This window comes from Streptomyces sp. NPDC000878, assembly GCF_053599695.1.
Genome location: NZ_JBSFMT010000098.1, coordinates 1 through 18499, shown reverse-complemented (window position 1 = coordinate 18499; position 18499 = coordinate 1). Strand labels below are relative to the sequence as shown.

Genomic DNA, 18499 nt, shown 5'->3' with positions numbered 1-18499 from the left:
ATGTCAAGTATGGGAATCCCGGGCCAGAGCCGACGCGAGCGTCTGCGGGCTGCCACGACCGCGCAGATCAAGGCCATCGCGCTCGACCATCTGGCCAGCGAGGATTCCAACGCCCTGTCGCTGCGCGCGATAGCCCGTGAGATGGGGATGACGGCGGGGGCGATATACAGCTACTTCGACACCAGGGAAGCCCTGATCAGAGAGCTGATCGCCGATCTCCACACGGCCCTGGCCGACCGGCTGGAGACCGCGTGCCGCAGCGCCTCGCAGGACGGCCCGGCCGCCGCGATCTTCGCGCTCGGCCACTCCTACCGGGACTGGGCGATCGCCAACCCGCAGCACTTCCGGCTGATCCACGGCCACCCGACCGACGAACTGCGGACGGTCCCGGAGGCGGCGCACCGCGTACCCGGCCTGCTCGCGGGCCTGGTGGGGGCGTGGACGGGGCGTCTGGACGTGCCGGAGCCCGAGCTGGGTCCCGCCTATCACGCGTACGGCTGGGCCGACTTCGAGCCGGAGTACGCGGCGCTGGTCCATGCCGCACACCCGCACGCCTCGCCCGCCGCCGTCGCCTTCGCGCTGCGGCTGTGGGCGCGGATGCACGGCCTGGTGTCCCTGGAGGTCTACGGGCACCTCAGCGCCCAGACGCGGGAGCCGGCGAAGCTGTTCCACGCCGAGATACGTCACTTCACGCAGGTCCTCGGCGAGTGCTGAGCACCCCGGCCTCTGGCCGATGACGCCAGAACGCCCGGCTGGAAGAACCGGCCGGGCGTTCTGCGGGAACCGATCAGCCAGATCAGGCAGATCAGTTAGATCAGGCAGATCAGTCGAAGAAGCCGTGGATCCGCTGGATCCGTCCGCCCTTGAGCAGCACGAAGTCCTCGCCGCTGGCGACGGGGTTGCCCACGCCGCCCGGGGAGGCGCTCCAGCCGAACAGGAGGGTGTCGTGGTGCTGACGGATCTCGCCGAGGGCGAAGATCAGGCCCGGGGCCTGCTTGCGGAAGTTGCCGAGATGACCGTTGATACCGTCCCAGCCGTGGACCTCGGCCGTGGGGTCGGAGTAGATCGCGTCCTCGGTGAAGATCTCGGCGATCCCGGCCTGACGGCTGGTCTCGTCCGTCTCGTTGAAAACGTCGATGTATTTCTTCAGAAGATTGGCGACGTCGCTCATTGCTGTCCTCTCGGATTCGGAGGTGAGCGCGCACCGCAGCAGACATGGATCATTCTACACGGCTGACGCGCTCGGACGGCGGGTCCGGTCAGGTCACCCGACGGGGTGCAGGGTCACCGGGATCTCGCTGTAACTGCGCTGTGTGATGGCGCCGTTGGTGGGCGGCGCGGGGGTCAGCAGTTCGGGCCTGAACTGCCCGAGCAGGACGTTGAGACCCACCTCGCTGACCATCTTGGCGACCGGTGCCGCCACGCAGTAGTGGATGCCGTGCCCGAAGCCCATGTTGCGCTGCCCGACCCGGGTCAGATCGAGCGTGTCCGGGTTCTCGTAGACCTCGGGGTCGCGGTTGGCGGAGCCGAACATCAGGTAGACCTCCTCGCCCGCCTTGACCTCGAAACCGCCCACCTCCGCGTCCTCCAGCGCCAGCCGCTCGGCGAGCTGAACCGTGCTGTCGTAGCGCACCAGTTCGTCCATCGACCGGTCGGCGTGCTCCGGGTGCGCGAGGTAGTACGCCTGCTGCTCGGGGTGGTTCAGCAGCGCGACCACCGAGAGGCCCAGCGTCGCCTGCGGGGCGGCCCAGCCGGCCAGGAAGAGGTTGGCCACGGTGGTGAGCACCTCGTTCTCGGTCAGCCGGTCGCCGGCCTCCTCGACCCGGATCAGGTCGCTCACTATGTCCTCGCGCGGGTTGGCGCGCCGGTCGGCGATCATCTCCAGGGTGATCTCCACGGCGCCGTGCCGCACGTTGACGCGCTGCTGCTCCTCCTCGGGCGTGAGCGTGAAGCCGGGGTCGAGACCCCGGCCGCCGTCCCGGCCGAAGTTCACACACCGCTCCGTGTACTCCTCGGGCACGCCGACCAGGTGGTTGACGGACCGGACGCCGAGCGGGCGGCAGAACTCCGAGGAGAGGTCCACCGGTCCGTCGCCGTGCTTCTCGACGGCCGTGATGAGCAGTTCGACGGCTATCTTCTCGACGGCCGGACGCAGCCGCTGCACCACCCGGTGGGTGAAAGCGCGGTTCACCAGGGCCCTCAGCCGGGTGTGGTCCGGCGGGTCCATCAGCATCAGGGCGTCCCGCGGACCCTCCGGCGTGGGGATCTTGGCGTCCTGCGCGCCGAGGCCGTCGCCGTGGCCGAAACGGTTGTCGCGCAGCACCTTGTTGACCAGGCCGTACGTCATCACGGCCAGACCGGCGTCCGTGCGGTGCACCGCGGCCTCTTCGCGCAGTCGGGCGTAGTTCCCGTAGGGGTTGGCGAGGAACTCCGGGTTCAGCGGGTCGTACGGCAGGACCTTCGGCTTCTCCGACTCGCTCAGCACCGAGATCTCGGACATGTGTGCTCTCCTTCAGGGGTCAGGCAGGCAGCAGCGCGACCGGCAGGTCGAGCAGCACGGTGTGCTTGTTGTAGGGGGTGTGGATCGCGGGGCCGGTGAGCCGGATCTCGGCCACCCGGTCGAGCAGCAGGTCCAGCAGCGGGCGCAGTGCCAGCCGGCCCGCCTCGCCGCCGGAGCAGTCGTGGGTGCCGGCGCCGAAGGACAGGTGCGGGTTGGGGTTCCTGCGGATGTCGAACGTGTCGGGCCGGGTGAAGACCGTCTCGTCGCGGTTGGCGGAGGGCCACCAGAGGGTGACCTTGTCGCCGGCCCGGACGAGCTGTCCGTGCAGTTCGGTGTCCCGGGTGGCGGTGCGGCGGTTGTACGGGTTGGGCGGGGCCCAGCGGAGCAACTCCTCGACGGCGTCGGGGAGAAGCGTGCGGTCCTCGCGCAACTGCCGCCACTGGTCGGGGTGTTCGGCCACGGCCAGGAGTGCGTCGGCCATGACGTTGCGGGTCTGTTCGTAGGCGTGCATCAGCAGGACGAGGTAGTTGTGCTCCCGCTCGTACGGGGTCAGCGGCAACTCGCCGGTGTCCTCGGCGAGTTGACCGTGCGCGAGGAGGGAGCCGAAGTCCGGTCCCGGCACCTCCCGTTTCGCCGCCAGCAGGTCCTTGAAGTACCCGGCCATGGCCGCGACGGTGACGCGCGAGTAGTCGTCGGGCAGGCTGGTGCGGCGGTTGACCAGACCGACGACCCCGTGCACCCAGGTCAGCAGCCGGTCCCAGGTGTCCTCCGGGGCGCCGAAGAGACCGGCGACGGTACGCAGGGCGAAGGGTTCGACCAGGTCGTCGACGAGGTTTCCCGAGCCCCGGGCTACCGCCGCGCCGACGAGTTCGGCGGCGTGGCCGCGCAGTTCGTCCTCGTGCAGCAGCGAACCGCTCCCGGTCAGCGACGGGGTGATCATGTCCTTGAGCGCCTGGTGGCGCGGGTCGTCCATCATCGGCAGGAGCACGCCGGCGTGCACGCCGACCGCCATGTCCTCCAGGTGGGTGCCGCCGCCCTTCCGGCCGCCGCCGCCCTGGGAGGAGAAGGCCGGGTCGGCGGCGACGGCGGCGATGTCGGCGTACCGGCTGAGCACCCAGAAGCCCTCGCCGTCCGGGCTGTTGACGCCCGGCGGGTGGTACAGCAGCGGTGCTTCCCGGCGCAGCCGGGCGAACACGTCGTAGGGCACGCCGTCGGCGAAGCGGGCGTGGTCGGTCAGGTCGAAGCCGTCGAGGACGTCGGGCAGTTCGACGGCCTCGGGGGTTGTCGTCATGAAGGTCTCCAGGGTGGTCAGCCGCCGGCCGTCCAGGCGCGGCTGATCTTGGCGTAGTCGGGTGCCTCGGGTTCTTCCTCGGCGTAGAGCCGCCGGGTCAGGTCGGTGACGCGGTGCCGGGCGGCCGTGGCGTACACGTCGGCCAGGTCCTGTGCCGAGCCGCTGCCCGGCCGGGCGGCCCGGCCGAGGACCGCGCAGATGCCGAACAGTTCGGTGGCGAACCGGCCGACGAGGATCACCGCCTCCTCGCGCTCGGCGAGTTCGGCGGGGTCGGGGTGGCGGTCGGTGAGCCGGCGGCAGATCCGGTGCAGTTCCTGGCAGGCGCCGACGGCACTGTCCAGGTGGCGGCGGTTGGCGGCGGACAGGCCGGTGCCCGAGGTGTCGGGCACCGGGAGGGCGTCGGCGGTACCGGTCAGATAGCGGGTCAGCAGGAGCAGTCCGGCCCGGTGGTCGTTGATGAAGTCGACGTTGCCGACGGTGCGCAGGGTGCGCGCGTCCCGGTGGTAGCGCTCCACGGGGTGCGGCACCGCGCCCCGGCGGCGCTTGCTCCGCGCGGTCTCGATGCCCTCGCCGCCGAGCAGGGCCACGGTGCGGTCGCTGGCCTGCCAACTCCGTTCGGCGGCGAGGTTCTTGGTGACGTACAGCTCGAAGGACCGGTCCTCGGGGCCGGGTTCGAGCATCGTCCAGCGCACCGCGCTCTCCACGGCGAACTCGTCGGCGAGGGTGGTCGCGACGATCCGCTGGATCTTGTCGTACTCGCCCAGACCCCGTCCGTTGATACGGCGCCGGGAGAGGAACTCCGCCGAGTGGTCGAGGCAGTTGCGGATGACCGCCAGGGCGCCGGCCGCGCTGAAGGCCGTACGGCCGTAGGAGCCCTGGAGGGCGATGGCCCGTGGCAGGCGGAGGGTGCCGTCGCCCAGGAGGGTGTGTTCCGTGGGGACCCGTACGTCGGTCAGCCGGATCGTCGCCGACAGGCCGTTGACGCCGATGAAGTCGTTCGGCGCGACGACCTCGAAGCCGGGAGTGTCGGTGCGCAGGAAGAAGACGCCCGCCCGCGGTCCGTCGGGCTCCGTCACGGTCGCCGAGACACCGATCACCTCGGCGATGCCGGCGTTGGCGATGAACAGCTTCTCGCCACGCAGGAGATACGCGCTCCCGTCCTCGGTGAGTGTCGCGGTCGTGCCGGGCAGGCTGTTGTTCTGCCCTGCGGGGTCCGTGTCGCCGAAGGCGGCGATGCTGCCGGCGGCGATCTCGGCGCTCAGGAAGTCGTGCAGCGGGCCGGGCGGTATCGCGGGGAGCAGTGCGGCCCCGGCGATGCCGTTCTGCACGCACAGCATCTGTCCGACGCCCATGGACCGGCGGTTCGCCCGGACGACGGCGCGGAGCAGGTTGTAGGGCGACAGTTCACGGCCGCCGAGTTCCGCCGGGGCCAGGAGCTGGAGGTATCCACGGACGCGCAGTTGCTTCAGGAGCCCGTCCGGCCAGGTGCCGGTGCGATCCAGTTCGTCACCGTCCACCTGGGCGTCGACGAAGGGGCCGAACTCCGCCAGGAACTCGTCTCCCGCCGCGGTCTCCTCCCGGCCGGGCTCGGGGAAGGCGGCGAACAGCTCCCACGGGAGCCGTCCCGAGGCGAGGCCCTCGACGAAACTCCGGGGCGCGGCGGGTTGTTGCTGTGGCATTCGCTGCTCCTTGCGATCCGATCGCGGGTGCGGGTGCGGGTGCGGGTCTTCGGGGTGCGGAGGGGTACGCGGGTCTTCGGGTGCGGAGGGTGCATGGGGGTGCGGGACAGGCGGGTGGGTTGGGTCAGGTGGGTGGGTTGCCGTGCTTGCGGGCGGGCAGGTCGGCGTGTTTGGTGCGCAGCATCGCCAGCGACCGGATGAGGACGACGCGGGTCTCGGCCGGGTCGATCACGTCGTCCACCAGGCCGCGTTCGGCGGCGTGGTACGGATGCATGAGTTCCGTCCGGTATTCCTCGATCTTCTTCGCCCGGGTGGCGTCCGGATCCGCGGAGTTCTGGATCTCCCGGCGGAAGACGACGTTCGCCGCGCCCTCCGCGCCCATCACCGCGATCTCGTTGGTCGGCCAGGCCAGACAGAGGTCGGCGCCGATCGAGCGCGAGTCCATGACGATGTAGGCGCCGCCGTACGCCTTGCGCAGGATCAGCGAGATGCGCGGGACGGTGGCGTTGCAGTAGGCGTAGAGGAGCTTCGCGCCGTGCCGGATGATCCCGCTGTGTTCCTGGGCGACTCCGGGCAGGAAACCGGGCACGTCGACAAGAGTGATCAGCGGAATGCTGAAGGAGTCGCAGAACTGGACGAAGCGGGCGGCCTTCTCGGACGCGGAGATGTCGAGCACCCCGGCCATCGCCTCGGGCTGGTTGGCGACGACGCCGACGACCTGGCCGTCGAGGCGGGCCAGCGCGCAGACCACGTTGGTCGCCCAGGCCGGGTGGACCTCGAAGTAGTCGCCGTCGTCGACGATCTCCTCCAGCACGGCCCGCATGTCGTAGGACTCCTTGCCGGACAGCGGGACCAGGTCGGCCAGCGCCTCGGTACGCCGGTCGGGCGAGTCCTCGCCCTCGGTGCGCGGCGGCAGCTCGCGGTTGTTCTGCGGCAGCAGGGACAGCAGGTAGCGGACCTCCTCCAGGCAGGTCTCCTCGTCGTCGTAGGCGAACGTGGCGACTCCGGAGGTGGCGGCGTGGACGTCGGCGCCGCCGAGTCCGTCCTGGGTGACCTCCTCACCGGTGACCGTCTTCACCACGTCAGGTCCGGTGAGGAACATCTGCGAGATACCGCGGACCATGAAGACGAAGTCGGTGAGCGCGGGCGAGTAGGCGGCGCCGCCCGCGCACGGGCCGAGCATGACGCTGATCTGCGGGATGACGCCGGAAGCCCTGGTGTTGCGCTGGAAGATGCCGCCGTACCCGGCCAGCGCGGTGACGCCCTCCTGGATCCGGGCGCCGGCGCCGTCGTTGAGCGACACCAGCGGAGCGCCGGCCGCCAGCGCGAGGTCCATCAGCTTGTGGATCTTGGCGGCGTGGGCCTCGCCGAGGGCGCCGCCGAAGATCCGGAAGTCGTGCGCGTAGACGAAGACCGTACGTCCGAAGACGGTGCCCCAGCCGGTGACGACGCCGTCCGAGGGCGGCCGTCGGTTCTCCATGCCGAAGCCGGTGGCACGGTGCAGCCGCAGCCCCTCGATCTCGCTGAAGGAGTCCTTGTCGAGCAGCAGGTCGATCCGCTCACGAGCGGTCAACTTCCCCTTGGCGTGCTGCCGTTCGGTCGCCACGGGGTCGGGCCCCTGCGCGGCGGCGTCCTTGCGCCGCCCGAGTTCGGCCCGGAGGTCGGCGACCGTCGTGGGCTGGGGGGCGGGCTCCTGCGCGGCGGGGGGTGGGGCAGGAGTGGGGGTTGGTTTGGCGGTGATCTGTTCGACGGTGGCCGGTGCCGTGGCGGCCGGCTCGGTGGTGATGGGACCGTCGGTGGTCGGTTCGGTCGTGGTGGGTAAGGGCTCGCTGACGGCGGTGCTCTGCATGCGCGTGTCTCTCCTCGTGGTCAGACGGATGCGCTTCCCACGCCCGCCGTCAGTCCGATGAGCAGGCGTTCCACGTGGTCGAGGCCGGCCGGTTCGGTGCCGGACGCCGCTACGTAGCCGTCGGGGCGCAGCAGCAGGAAGCCGGCCGTGCTGCGCCGCTGGTGGTGCTCGTGTTCGAGGGCGGTGCCATGTGCCTCGGCCAGCCAGCGCCCGCGCCGGGCCAGGGCGGAGTCGGCAGCGCGGCCCACGGTCAGCAGCCGGAAGCCGCCCGCGCCGCCGGGAGCCACGGCGGGCACCCAGTGCGGCGGGCGGGTGCCGGGCAGCGGCAGGGCGCGGCCGGCCAGCCGGAGCGCGGTGCGGCGCCGGCGTTCGGATCCGGTGTCCGGTGTGGACAGCAGGGCGTCGGGGTAGCGGACGCGGCGGCCGGCGAGCAGCGGGACGAACCAGCGGCGGAGCACCCCGGTGGCGCCGAGCAGGTTCCAGGACACGTTCTGCACCCGGGAGGCGGTCGGGCCGAGGGTGAACATCTTCATCAGCCGGTGTGTGGTGCCGACGATCTGCCGCGCGGCCTGGAGGCGTTCGGGCTCGTACGTGTCCAGGATCTGGGGCGTGTACTGGCCCTTGATGACGCCGGCCAGCTTCCAGGCCAGGTTGTGCGCGTCCTGCAGCCCCAGGTTGAGGCCCTGGCCGCCGACCGGTGTGTGGGTGTGCGCGGCGTCGCCGACCAGGAAGGCCCGTCCCTTGCGCATACCGGTGGCGATCCGCTCGGCGGTGGCGAAGGTGGCGAGGGTGTCCAGCTCGACGACCCGCAGCCCGCCGCCGGTGCGCTCGTCCAGGAACTCCTGTACGGCCTCGGCGGTGAGCGGGAAGCCGGGTGCCAGTACGCCGGAGACGCGGACCCTGCCGCCGGGCATCGGGCCGAAGACGACGGATCCCTTGGGGCCGATGTAGTAGTGCAGGGTGCCGGGGTCGTAGTCGCCGTCGATCCGCCCTTCGGCGAGCAGGAAGTCGAGCGGCAGCCGGACGCCCCGGAAGTCGAACCCGAGTTGCTCGCGGACGACGCTGTGCACACCGTCGGCGCCGATCAGCCAGTCGGCCTCGACCAGTTCGGTGGTGCCGCCGGGCCCCTCGGCCTTGGCCGTGACACCGGTGTCGGTCAGTTCGATGCCGGTGACCCGTACGCCCCGTTCGACCCGGCCGCCCAGCCGTTCCAGGGCGTCCTCCAGCAGTTCCATGGTCTGTTCCTGGGGCAGCAGCAGCGGCTCGTTGTCCTTGCCGAGCGCGACCGTGAGGACGCGGTCGCCGAGGTGGTAGATGTTGCTGTGGACGCGCAGGCCGCGGTCCAGTGCCTCGTCCAGGACCTTGACGGTCCGCAGCACTTCGAGGCCGAGCGGCCACAGCTGCACGGCACGCGAACCGACGGCCCGGTCCTCCCGGGCCTCCAGGAGCCGTACGGGGATGCCGAGTTGCAGCAGTTCGCAGGCCACGGCCAGGCCGCAGGGCCCTCCCCCGACGATCAGGATGGGAGTCCTGCCACTGTCCTGCGCCGGCATGGTGCGTTCGGTCATGTGACGTGCTCCTTCACTTCGCGGGTTCGAGTGCTGACCCGACAGGGACGGGAAGCCATGCTCGGACGAGCCGAGCGGTCGACGTGGCATGGTCCGTGAGCAGGGAAACGCGGTCACCGGGCACCCGCACGGCTCGGTGCGGGGCGGGCCAGGACGGCTGCCCGGGCGCACGGTCCGCGGCTCGTACCAGCAGGGTGGGCACGGTGAGCGGGGCGGGTTCCGGGCCGGTGAGCAGCGGAACGTAGGCGCCCAGGGCGGTGAGCCGGACGTCGTCGGGCGGCTCCTGCGCGGGCGGGGCGTCGAGGAACGGGCCGCCGGGGCCTGCCAGTTCGGCGGCGGTGAGCGGTGCGGTGTCCAGCAGGACGACGCCTGCGGCGGGGTGGCCCGCTGTCTGAAGGCCTGCCGCGACGGCGTACGCCAGGAGACCGCCGGCCGCATGGCCGACCAGCAGGGCAGGAGTCCGTCCGGCCTGCCGGATCACCACCCGCGAGACGGCCTCGGCGACCGCCGCCAGGGTCAGCGGCACCCGCTCACCGGCCCGGAACCCGGGCAGGGTGAGGGCGGTGACGTCATGACCGCCGTCGAAGTGCGCGGCGAACGCCGCGAACTGCTCCGGTGCGGCACTGCCCAGCGGGCTCGGCAAGCAGAAGAGCGGTACCCCGTCCGCGCCCCGCGCGAGCCGCACCGCGTCCGGCAGATCGCGTTCCTCGGGCGACTCCCCGAAGGCCGGGCGGTATCCGGCGAGACCGGTCAGGAGTCGTACGAACTCGCCGGTCCGGCCCTCTTCCCGGGCCCGCCGGAGCAGCGGCCCGAACAGGCCGGGAACGGCGAGGGGGGCAGGAAGGGGCGCGGCTTCGGTGATCGCGCCCGCCGCCGGGATCAGCTCGGCGTGGAGGTGGGCGGCCAGGGCGTCCGGGGTGCCCTGCTCCAGGATCGTCCGGGCGGTGAGCCGGGAGCCGGTGGCGGCGGCGAGGCGGTTGCGCAGCTCGACCGTGGTCAGGGAGTCCAGGCCGAGTTCGAGGAACGTCCGGCCGGGGTCCAGCGAGGCGGTCGCGGAGTGGCCCAGGACCCCGGCGATCTCACCGGAGACCAGGGCGAGCACCGCCTGATGCTGCTGGGCCGCGGTGAGCCCGGCCAGCCCGGCACGGAACGCGTCGGGTGTGGCCGTGCGGTCCACCGCGCCGGGACCGGCGGATGTACCCGGCGGTTCCGGACGGCGCGCCTGTGCGGCCTCGGGGATCTCCGTGAGCAGAGGCCCGGGCGCGGCCTCCCCGTGCTCGGCGAGGTAGTCCGGCCAGCGGATGTCGGCGACCACCGCGGTGGTCTCGGCGCGGGCCAGGATGCCGTCCAGGGCGGCCAGCGCCGGTTCGGGGTCGAGCGGCGGAATGCCGCGCCGGGCCAGCCGGGCGGCGCGGGCCGCCTCCTCCCGCTCGGGCGCGTCGGCGTCGGCCCACACACCCCAGGCCACGGAGGTGGCGGGCAGCCCTTCGGCGACGCGATGTAGGGCGAGCGCGTCGAGATACGCGCCGGCGGCCCCGTATCCGCCGAGTCCCGGCGCGCTGCCGAGCGTTCCGGCGACCGTGGAGAACAGCACGAACGCGGACAGGTCGAGGTCACGGGTGAGCCGGTGGAGCTGCCAGGCGGCAGCCGCCTTGGGGGCGAGCGCCTGACCGAGCTGCTCGGGCGTGACGCTTTCGAGCGGTCCCTCGCCTCGCGGGTCGGCCGTGTGGACGACGACGCTCAGACGGAGATCGCCGGGTACGGCGGCCAGCGCGAGCGCCAGCTCCTCCGGGTCGGCCGGGTCCGCCTCGACGACCGTCGTCCCGGCGCCCAGCACGGCGAGTTCGGCGGCCAGTTCGGCGGCCCACGCGGAGTCCGGGAGACGGCTGCCGGTCAGCACCAGATGCTCCGCCCCGGCCCGCGCCAGCCACCGGGCAACATGCGGCCCGGCACCCGCGAGCCCCTCGGTGACCAGCGCCGCCCCACTCATGGACCAGCGGCCGGTGGGGTCTTCGGCGGTGCTCGTACGCTCCTCGACGCTCGGCGTCCGCCCGTCGGCCCTCGCACGGACCGGCCGACCGGCGACCACGCCGGTGCCTCGGACGGCGGGTTCGCGCTCCCCGCCGGGGGCGACGGCGGGCAGGGCCGTCCCGCTCACCGACCAGCGGCCGGTGGGGTCTTCGGCGGTGCTCGTACGCTCCTCGGCGCCCGGTGTTCGCCCGTCAGCCGTTGCACGGACCGGCCGGCCCGCGAACCCGCCGGTACCTCGAACGTCGACCTCGCGCTCCCCACCGAGAGCGGCGACAGGCAGGGCCGCCCCGCTCACGGACCAGCGGTCGGTGGGGCCTTCGGCGGAACTCGTCCGCTCCTCGACACCTGGTGCCCGCCCGTCGGTTGCCGCGCCGACCGGCCGGCCGGCGAACACACCGGTGCCTCCGACGGCGGGTTCGCGCTCCCCGCCGGGAGCGGCGGCGGACGGGGCCGTCCCGCTCACGGACCAGCGGCCGGTGGGGCCTTCGGCGAGGCTCGTCCGCTCCTCAGCACCCGGTGCCCGCCCATCGGCCGTCGCACGGACCGGCCGGTCGGCGAACACACCGGTGCCTCCGACGGCGAGTTCCTCCTCCCCGCCGGGAGCGACGACGGACGAGGCCGTCCCGCTCACCGACCAGCGGCCGGTGGGGTCCTGGGCAACCGGGGCCCGGCCGCTCGTACACCCCTCCGCACCCCTCGACGACCCGCCCGCAGCCGCGCGGACCAGTCGGCGGGCGAAGATGCCGGTGCCTCGGACGGCGAGTTCGCGCTCCCCGTCGGGGGCGGCGGACAGGGCCAGGGCAACTCGGGCGGTGGCGCGCGGGTCCAGGCGGGCGGGCAGGTCGATCAGGCCGCCCCACAGGGCCGGGCTCTCCAGGGCCGCCGTCTGGGCGAGACCCCAGAGCTGTGCCTGGGCCGGGCTGGTCAGCGGGTCACGCGTGCCGGTGGAGACCGCGCCCCGGGTGAGGGACCACAGCCGCGAGCCGGTGCCGAGCGCGGCCAGCGCCCGCAGGAGCGTCACCGTGCCGCCGACCGCGGCGCCCGGCATACCGTCCGCCGCGGGATCACACGGGTCACCGGCCGTGGCCAGCAACGACACCACGCCGGTCGCCTCCGCCGCACCCGCGTCCTTGAGCCGGGCGGCGAGCCGATCGGCGTCACTGTCGTACGGGTCGACGTCGGCGCGCAGCACACGGGCGCCGTGCCGGACGAGGGCCGTCGCGACCGCGTCCGCCACCTCGCTCGCGCCGGGGGTGACGAGCAGCCAGTCCCCCGGCAGCACGGCGGCGTCCGGTTCCGGCAGCGGTCGCCACACGCTCCGGTACCGCCAGGAGTCAAGCGTGGTCCGAATCCGCCGGTCGCGGCGCCAAGTGGTCAGCGCGGGCAGCAGCTCGCGCAGCGCACCGGCGTCGGCCCCGTCGCCGAGGCGCAGCGCGTCCGCCGTGCCGGGTGCGTCGCCGCTCTCGACCGCGTTCCACAGCGCGGCCGACGCGGCCCCCTCCCCCACCGGGCGGGCGGCGACGGACTCCGGCTCGAACCAGTACCGCCTGTGCTGGAAGGCGTAGGTGGGCAGGTCGACACGGCGGGCGGCGGTGCCGGTGAACTCCGGGCGCCAGTCGACGGTCAGGCCGCGTACCCAGGCCTCGGCCAGCGAGGCGCCGAGCCGCCGCCGCCCACCCTCTCCGCGCCGCAGCGTGCCGAGGGCGACGACCTCGACGCCGTACGCCTCGGCGGTCTCCTCGACGGCGGCGGTGAGCACCGGGTGCGGTCCGCACTCGACGAAGGTGGTGTGTCCGGTGGTGAGGAGGGTGTGGATGGTGGGGGCGAAGGTGACGGGTCGGCGGCAGTTCTCGTACCAGTAGTCGGCGGTGAGTTCGGTGCCGTCGAGGATGTCGCCGGTGGCGGTGGAGTAGTGGGGGAGGTGGGCTTTGCGGGGCTTGATGAAGGCGAGTGCGGTGAGGAGCTGGTCGCGGAGGGGTTCGACTTTGGGGCTGTGGGAGGCGACGGTGGAGGGGACGATGCGGGCGCGGATGCCTTTGCCGGTGAGGGTGGTGACGAGTTCTTCGAGGGCGTCGTGGTCGCCTGCGACGGTGACGGCGGTGGGTCCGTTGACGCCGGCGATCCACAGGCGGTCGGGGTAGGCGGCCAGATGCCGGACCGCGTTTTCTTCGGTGGTTTGGAGGGAGGCGACGGCGCCGTGTCCGGTGAGGTGGTCGGCGAAGAGTTGGGAGCGGATGAGGACGATGCGGGTGGCGTCGTGGAGGGTGAGGGCTCCGCTGATGTGGGCGGCGGCTATTTCTCCCTGGGAGTGGCCGATGACGGCGTCGGGGTGGATGCCGTGGGCCTGCCAGAGGGCGGCCAGGGCGATGTTCACGGCGAACAGCACCGGCTGCAACACCTCGATCCGCTCCAGGGCGGACGCGTCACCGAGCACACGCGCGGGGTCCCAGTCCACGAACTGCCGTATCACCTGGGCGCATTCCTCGAAGCGCTCCCTGAACACCGGCTCCGTGGCAAGGAGTTCCTCGGCCATGCCGACCCACTGGCCGCCCTGCCCGGGCAGCACGAACACGGTCTTGCCGCGTTCGCGGGCACCGGCGGGCCCCCGGACCACATTGCGCGCGGGCCGGTCCAGGGCCAGCGCGTCCAGGCCGGCGAGCAACTCGGCCCGGTCCGCGCCGAGGACGACCGCGCGATGGGTGAGGGCGGAGCGGGTGACGGCGAGCGACAGGCCGGTGTCCGCGAGGTCCGGCGCCGGATCGGCGGCCAGGAAGGCCCGCAGCCGGGCAGCCTGGGCACGCAGCGCGGCCTCACCGGCGCCGGACAGCGGCAACGGAAGAGCGACCGGGGCCTGCGGCGCCGCCGTCTCCGGCCCGGGAGCCGGGTCCCGATCCAGGTCCAGGGCCGGAGCCAGGTCCGGGGCCGGGACCAGGTCCGGGGCCGGGACCAGGTCCAGGGCCGGGACCAGGTCCAGGGCCGGGACCAGGGCCGGGACCAGGGCCGGGGCCGAGGCTGGATCCAGGGTCGGGGCCGAGGCTGGATCCAGGGTCGGGGCCCGGTCCGGCTCGGGGGCCTGTTCCAGGATGACGTGGGCGTCGGTGCCGGTGATCCCGAAGGCGGACACGCCCGCGCGGCGCGGCCTGCCGGTCCGCGGCCAGGGTGTCCGGTCCGTCAGCAGGGCCAGGGGGCCGTCGGCGAAGTCGAGGTGCGGCGACGGTGTGCCGACGTGCGGTGTGGGCGGCAGTTCGCCGTGCCGCAGCGCCATCACCGTACCGACGATCCCGGCGAGACCGGCGGCGGCCAGGGTGTGCCCGAGGCTGGACTTCACCGTCCCGACGAGCAGGGGCCGCGCCGGGTCCCGGTCCGGACCGTACGCCGCCGCCAGCGCCGTGGCCTCGGCCAGATCGCCGGCCACGGTGCCGTCGCCGTGTGCCTCCACGACGTCCACCTCGGACGGCGTCAACCGGGCGTCGGACAGGGCCTGTTCGATGACCCGGCGGCGCGCCCGGCCGCCGTGCGCACCGCCCGTGGCGGTCTCCTGTTCGACCGCCGAGCCGCGTACGACGGCCAGCACGGGGTGGCCGTGGCGGCGGGCCTCGGAGAGCCGCTCGACCACCAGGACGCCGACGCCCTCCGCGAGGGCGGTGCCGTCGGCCCCGGCGGCGAACGCCCTGACCCGGCCGTCCGGGCTCAGCAGGCCCCGCCGCCCGAAGTCCGTGAAACTGTCGGGTGTCGCCAGCACCGTCGCCCCGCCGACCAGCGCCAGGGAGCACTCCCGGCTGCGCAGCGACCGTACGGCCAGGTGCAGGGCGACCAGTGAGGTCGAGCAGGCGGTGTCCACGGTGACCGCCGGTCCCTCCAGGCCGAGGATGTACGACATCCGGCCGGACAGGACGCTGCCGGCGAGGCCGGTCAGCCGGTAGGGCTCGATCTCGTCGCTCGGGTCGGCGAGGACCAGGCCGTAGTCCTCGGTGACCCGCCCGGCGAAGATGCCGGTACCGCTGCCCCTGAGCTCCTTCGGGTCGATCCCGGCGCGTTCGAGCGCCTCCCAGGCCGTCTCCAGGAACAGCCGCTGCTGCGGGTCCATGGCGAGGGCCTCGCGCGGCGAGATCCCGAAGAACTCCGCGTCGAACTCGCCCGCGTCCGGCAGGAATCCCCCCACACGGACGCCCAACTCACCGACGCCGGACGGCTCGGGCACGGCCCAGCCCCGGTCGGCGGGGAACTCGGTGCTCGTGTCCCCGCCGGCCAGCAGCAGGTCCCACAGGTCCTCGGGCGAGCGCACTCCGCCGGGGAACCGGCAGCCCATGCCGACGACGGCGATCGGCTCGGACCGGTCCGCCTCGGCCTCCTTCAACCGCCTGCGGGAGTCGTGCAGTTCGACGGTCGCGCGCTTGAGGTACTCCCTGAGCTTGTGTTCGTCTGACATGTGCTCCGTGATCCTTCTGGACGATCCGGGGGTACGGGGCTGGTCGGCGGGGTCTCCTGGGCCGGGTCTCGTGGACTGCGGACTCGTGGACTGGGTCTCGGGGGGGGCCGGGGTCGCGTGGACTGGGGTCTCTCGGGCGGTTCAGGACTCGGCGTTCTCGCTCGCCATGCGGATCAGGTCCTCGATGTCCATGGCGTCGATCAGGTCCGGTTCGACGTCTTCCGGCCCGGCGTCCGCGACCCGGGCCTCGGCCGCGTCCGGTGCGCTGTCCGGCTCCACGGGCTCGGGGACGAGTTCGGTGACCAGACGCCCGGCCAGTCCGGCCGGGGTCGGGTAGTTGAAGACGAGGGTGGCGGGCAGCCGCAGGCCGGTCGCCCTGCCTAGCCGGTTGCGCAGTTCGACGGCGGTCAGGGAGTCCAGCCCCAGGTCCTTGAACCCCCGGGCCGTGTCCACGCCCTCGGCGGACTCGTAGGTGAGAACGGCGGCCACCTCGGTCCGTACGAGGTCCAGCACCGCCTTCTCCCGTTCCGCGGCGGAGAGCGCGGCCAGCCGCTCCGCGAGGGAGGGACCGGACGTCGCCCCGCCCCGCGCCGCCTCCGCGGCGACCGCCCGCCGGACCGGGACCCGGACCAACCCCCGCAGCAGGTGCGGGAGTTCGGCGCCTCGGGCACGCAGGACGGAGGTGTCGTAGAGGACGGCGGCCAAGGAGGCCGTGTCGACGGTGAGGGCGGTGTCGAAGAGGGCCAGGCCGCGGTCCGGCGGGAGCGGGGTCATGCCCGCGCGGCTGAACCGGGCCTGGTCGGCGACGCTGAGCTCGGCGGCCATGCCTCCTTCGGCCCAGGGTCCCCAGGCCAGTGAGGTGGCCGCGAGTCCCTGGGCGTGGCGGTGGGCGGCGAGCGCGTCCAGGAAGGCGTTGCCCGCCGCGTAGTTGGCCTGTCCGGCGCCACCGACCCAGCCCTGGATCGAGGAGAAGAGCACGAATGCTTTCAGGTCCAGCTGGGCGGTGGCCCGGTGGAGATGCCACGCCGCGTCGGCCTTGGGCCGCAGCACGGCGTCGAGGCTCTCCGGGGTCAGCGCTTCGAAGGTCGCGTCGTCCAGGACACCGGCGATGTGGACGACACCGGTGACCGGCCGCTCGGCGGGAACACCGGCGAGCAGCGCGTCCACGGCCGCCCGGTCGGCGGTGTCGCAGGCCGCGAAGGTCACCCGGGCACCCAACTCGGCCAGTTCCGCCCCGAGTTCGGCGGCACCGGAGGCGTCCCGGCCGCGCCGGCTGGCGAGCAGCAGGTCCCGTACGCCGTACGCGGTGACGAGATGCCGTACGAACAGTCCGCCCAGCGCCCCGGTCGCGCCCGTGACGAGTACCGTGCCGTCGCCGAACCTGTCCGCGTCGGCGTTCGGTGTCGCGGAAGCCGCCTCGACCCTCATCATCCGGGGCACCAGAACCGACCCGGCGCGCAGGGCGGCCTGCGGTTCTCCCGAGGCCACGAGGTCCGGCAGCGCGGCCCAGGACTCGGGGGCGTCGTCCACGTCCACCAGGAGCAGCCGGTCCGGGTGTTCGGTCTGGGCCGACCGCAGCAGACCCCGGACGGCGGCGTGCGGCAGGTCGGCCGCCTCGTCGCCCTTCGCCGCGGCGACGGCACCCGAGGTGGCCACCACCAGACGTACCCCCTGGAAACGGTCCTCGGCCAGCCACTCCCGCACCGACGCCAGGACATCGCGCGTCACTTCGTGCACCGAGCGCACGACATCGGTTCCGGAGGAGCCCGCGAGCCGCAGCAGCAGGACGTCCTCGGTCCCCTCGACCGTGTCCAGTCCGGTGACGGGCACCGTCTTCACCCCCAGGCCCACGGGCACGGCGCCCAGCACCGCCCAGCGCTGCCCGTCGTCCGTCGGCGCGGAGGGGCCCCGCAGCTCACGCCAGTCCATCCGGAACAACGCGTCCTCGGTACCGGCCCCGGCTGCCTTCAGCTGGTCCTTCGAGACAGGACGGCGGTCCAGTGACCCGACCGTCGCGACGGGGTTCCCCTCGGCGTCGGCCACCTCGATGGACACGGCGTCGGGTCCGGCGGGTGCCAGTCGGATGCGGGCTGCGGGTGCTCCGGTGGCGTGGAGTCGTACGTCGTTGAAGGCGAAGGGGAGGCGGGTTTCGCCGGGTGTGGGGGGCAGGGCGCCGAGTTCGATGGCGTGCAAGGCCGCGTCGAGGAGGGCGGGGTGGAGTCCGTACCGTCCGGCGGTCTCTGTCTGTGTGTCGTCGAGGGCGATGTCGGCGAAGATCTCGTCGCCGCGTCGCCAGGCGGCCTTGAGTCCCTGGAACGCCGGCCCGTACTCGAAACCCTGCGCCGCCAACGCCTCGTACCAGCCGGTCAGATCCACCGCCTGCGCACCCGACGGCGGCCAGGCGCCGCCCAGTTCGGCGGAGGCGGATGCGGGCGCGGTCGGCGCGGCGGCCGGGGCGAGGACGCCCGTGGCGTGCCGGGTCCACTCCCGCGCGGACTCGTCGCCGTCCTCGGGCCGGGAATGGACGGTGACCGACCGGCGGCCGGTCTCGTCCTCCTCCCCCACGATGACCTGGAGCTGGACGGCGCCCTTGGCGGGCAGCACGAGCGGGGCCTCCAGCATGAGTTCTTCCAGCTCACCGCTGTCGGCCTGGTCACCGGCCCGTATCGCCAGTTCGACCAGTCCGGTGCCAGGGAAGAGCACCGTGCCCAGGACGGCGTGATCGGCCAGCCACGGACGGTCCGCCGTCGACAGCCGGCCGACGAGCAGCGTGCTGTCGCGGTCGGCGAACGGCACGGCGGCACCGAGCATCGGATGCCCCGTCGTACCGAGTCCGAGCCCGGCGGCGTCGGCGGCCTCCGGGGCCGTCGGTATGTACCAGTAGTGCTTGTGCTGGAAGGGGTAGGTGGGGAGGTCGATGGCGGGGCCGGTGTGGCGGGGGGTGGGCCAGTGGAACGTGGGGTGGTGGGTGTGGAGGGTGGCGAGGGTGGTGAGGAGAGCGGTGGTTTCGGGGGTGTCGCGGCGTTGGGTGGCGAGGTGGAGGACGGTGTCGTGATCGAGGGTGGTCTTGCCGAGGGTGGTGAGGGTGGTGTCGGGGCCGACTTCGAGGTAGGTGGTCGTGTGGAGGGTGTCCAGGGTGTGGAGGGTGTCGG

The 18499-nt window shown here is 73.1% G+C and carries 9 protein-coding genes; 1 reads left to right on the top strand and 8 read right to left on the bottom strand.

What is annotated here, in order from left to right:
- The first annotated feature begins 9 nt into the window (after nt 1-9).
- A complete protein-coding gene (locus ACWDR4_RS45170) occupies nt 10-714 on the top strand; it encodes a TetR/AcrR family transcriptional regulator (protein ID WP_450417407.1) in 705 nt (234 codons plus the stop codon).
- Between the two features lie 109 nt (nt 715-823).
- Here ACWDR4_RS45170 and ACWDR4_RS45165 read toward each other — a convergent pair whose 3' ends face one another.
- From ACWDR4_RS45165 to ACWDR4_RS45130, 8 genes are all read right to left on the bottom strand, one after another.
- Nucleotides 824-1171: a nuclear transport factor 2 family protein gene (locus ACWDR4_RS45165; protein ID WP_450417405.1), complete on the bottom strand. Its 348-nt coding sequence runs from the start codon at nt 1169-1171 to the stop codon at nt 824-826.
- A 93-nt stretch (nt 1172-1264) separates the two neighbouring features.
- Nucleotides 1265-2500: a cytochrome P450 gene (locus ACWDR4_RS45160; RefSeq protein ID WP_450417403.1), complete on the bottom strand. Its 1236-nt coding sequence runs from the start codon at nt 2498-2500 to the stop codon at nt 1265-1267.
- 19 nt (nt 2501-2519) lie between these two features.
- A complete protein-coding gene (locus ACWDR4_RS45155) occupies nt 2520-3791 on the bottom strand; it encodes a cytochrome P450 (RefSeq protein ID WP_450417402.1) in 1272 nt (423 codons plus the stop codon).
- A gap of 17 nt (nt 3792-3808) precedes the next feature.
- A complete protein-coding gene (locus ACWDR4_RS45150; RefSeq protein WP_450417401.1) occupies nt 3809-5470 on the bottom strand; it encodes an acyl-CoA dehydrogenase family protein in 1662 nt (553 codons plus the stop codon).
- Between the two features lie 124 nt (nt 5471-5594).
- The gene (locus ACWDR4_RS45145; RefSeq protein WP_450417400.1) at nt 5595-7319 is read right to left on the bottom strand and encodes an acyl-CoA carboxylase subunit beta; all 1725 of its coding nucleotides are present in this window, start codon (nt 7317-7319) and stop codon (nt 5595-5597) included.
- Between the two features lie 20 nt (nt 7320-7339).
- Complete coding sequence (locus ACWDR4_RS45140; protein WP_450417399.1) at nt 7340-8887, bottom strand: FAD-dependent monooxygenase; 1548 nt, start codon at nt 8885-8887, stop codon at nt 7340-7342.
- Between the two features lie 13 nt (nt 8888-8900).
- Nucleotides 8901-15347, bottom strand: a complete 6447-nt coding sequence (locus ACWDR4_RS45135; RefSeq protein WP_450417398.1) for a beta-ketoacyl synthase N-terminal-like domain-containing protein — start codon at nt 15345-15347, stop codon at nt 8901-8903.
- 141 nt (nt 15348-15488) lie between these two features.
- A partial coding sequence (locus ACWDR4_RS45130; RefSeq protein WP_450417396.1) for a type I polyketide synthase occupies nt 15489-18499 on the bottom strand: 3011 nt, incomplete at its 5' end.

Bases quoted from the DNA above. Each gene is read 5' to 3' on its own strand.
- ACWDR4_RS45170 (WP_450417407.1), top strand. From the start codon at position 10: ATGGGAATCCCGGGCCAGAGCCGACGCGAGCGTCTGCGGGCTGCCACG.
- ACWDR4_RS45165 (WP_450417405.1), bottom strand. From the start codon at position 1,171: ATGAGCGACGTCGCCAATCTTCTGAAGAAATACATCGACGTTTTCAAC.
- ACWDR4_RS45160 (WP_450417403.1), bottom strand. From the start codon at position 2,500: ATGTCCGAGATCTCGGTGCTGAGCGAGTCGGAGAAGCCGAAGGTCCTG.
- ACWDR4_RS45155 (WP_450417402.1), bottom strand. From the start codon at position 3,791: ATGACGACAACCCCCGAGGCCGTCGAACTGCCCGACGTCCTCGACGGC.
- ACWDR4_RS45150 (WP_450417401.1), bottom strand. From the start codon at position 5,470: ATGCCACAGCAACAACCCGCCGCGCCCCGGAGTTTCGTCGAGGGCCTC.
- ACWDR4_RS45145 (WP_450417400.1), bottom strand. From the start codon at position 7,319: ATGCAGAGCACCGCCGTCAGCGAGCCCTTACCCACCACGACCGAACCG.
- ACWDR4_RS45140 (WP_450417399.1), bottom strand. From the start codon at position 8,887: ATGACCGAACGCACCATGCCGGCGCAGGACAGTGGCAGGACTCCCATC.
- ACWDR4_RS45135 (WP_450417398.1), bottom strand. From the start codon at position 15,347: ATGTCAGACGAACACAAGCTCAGGGAGTACCTCAAGCGCGCGACCGTC.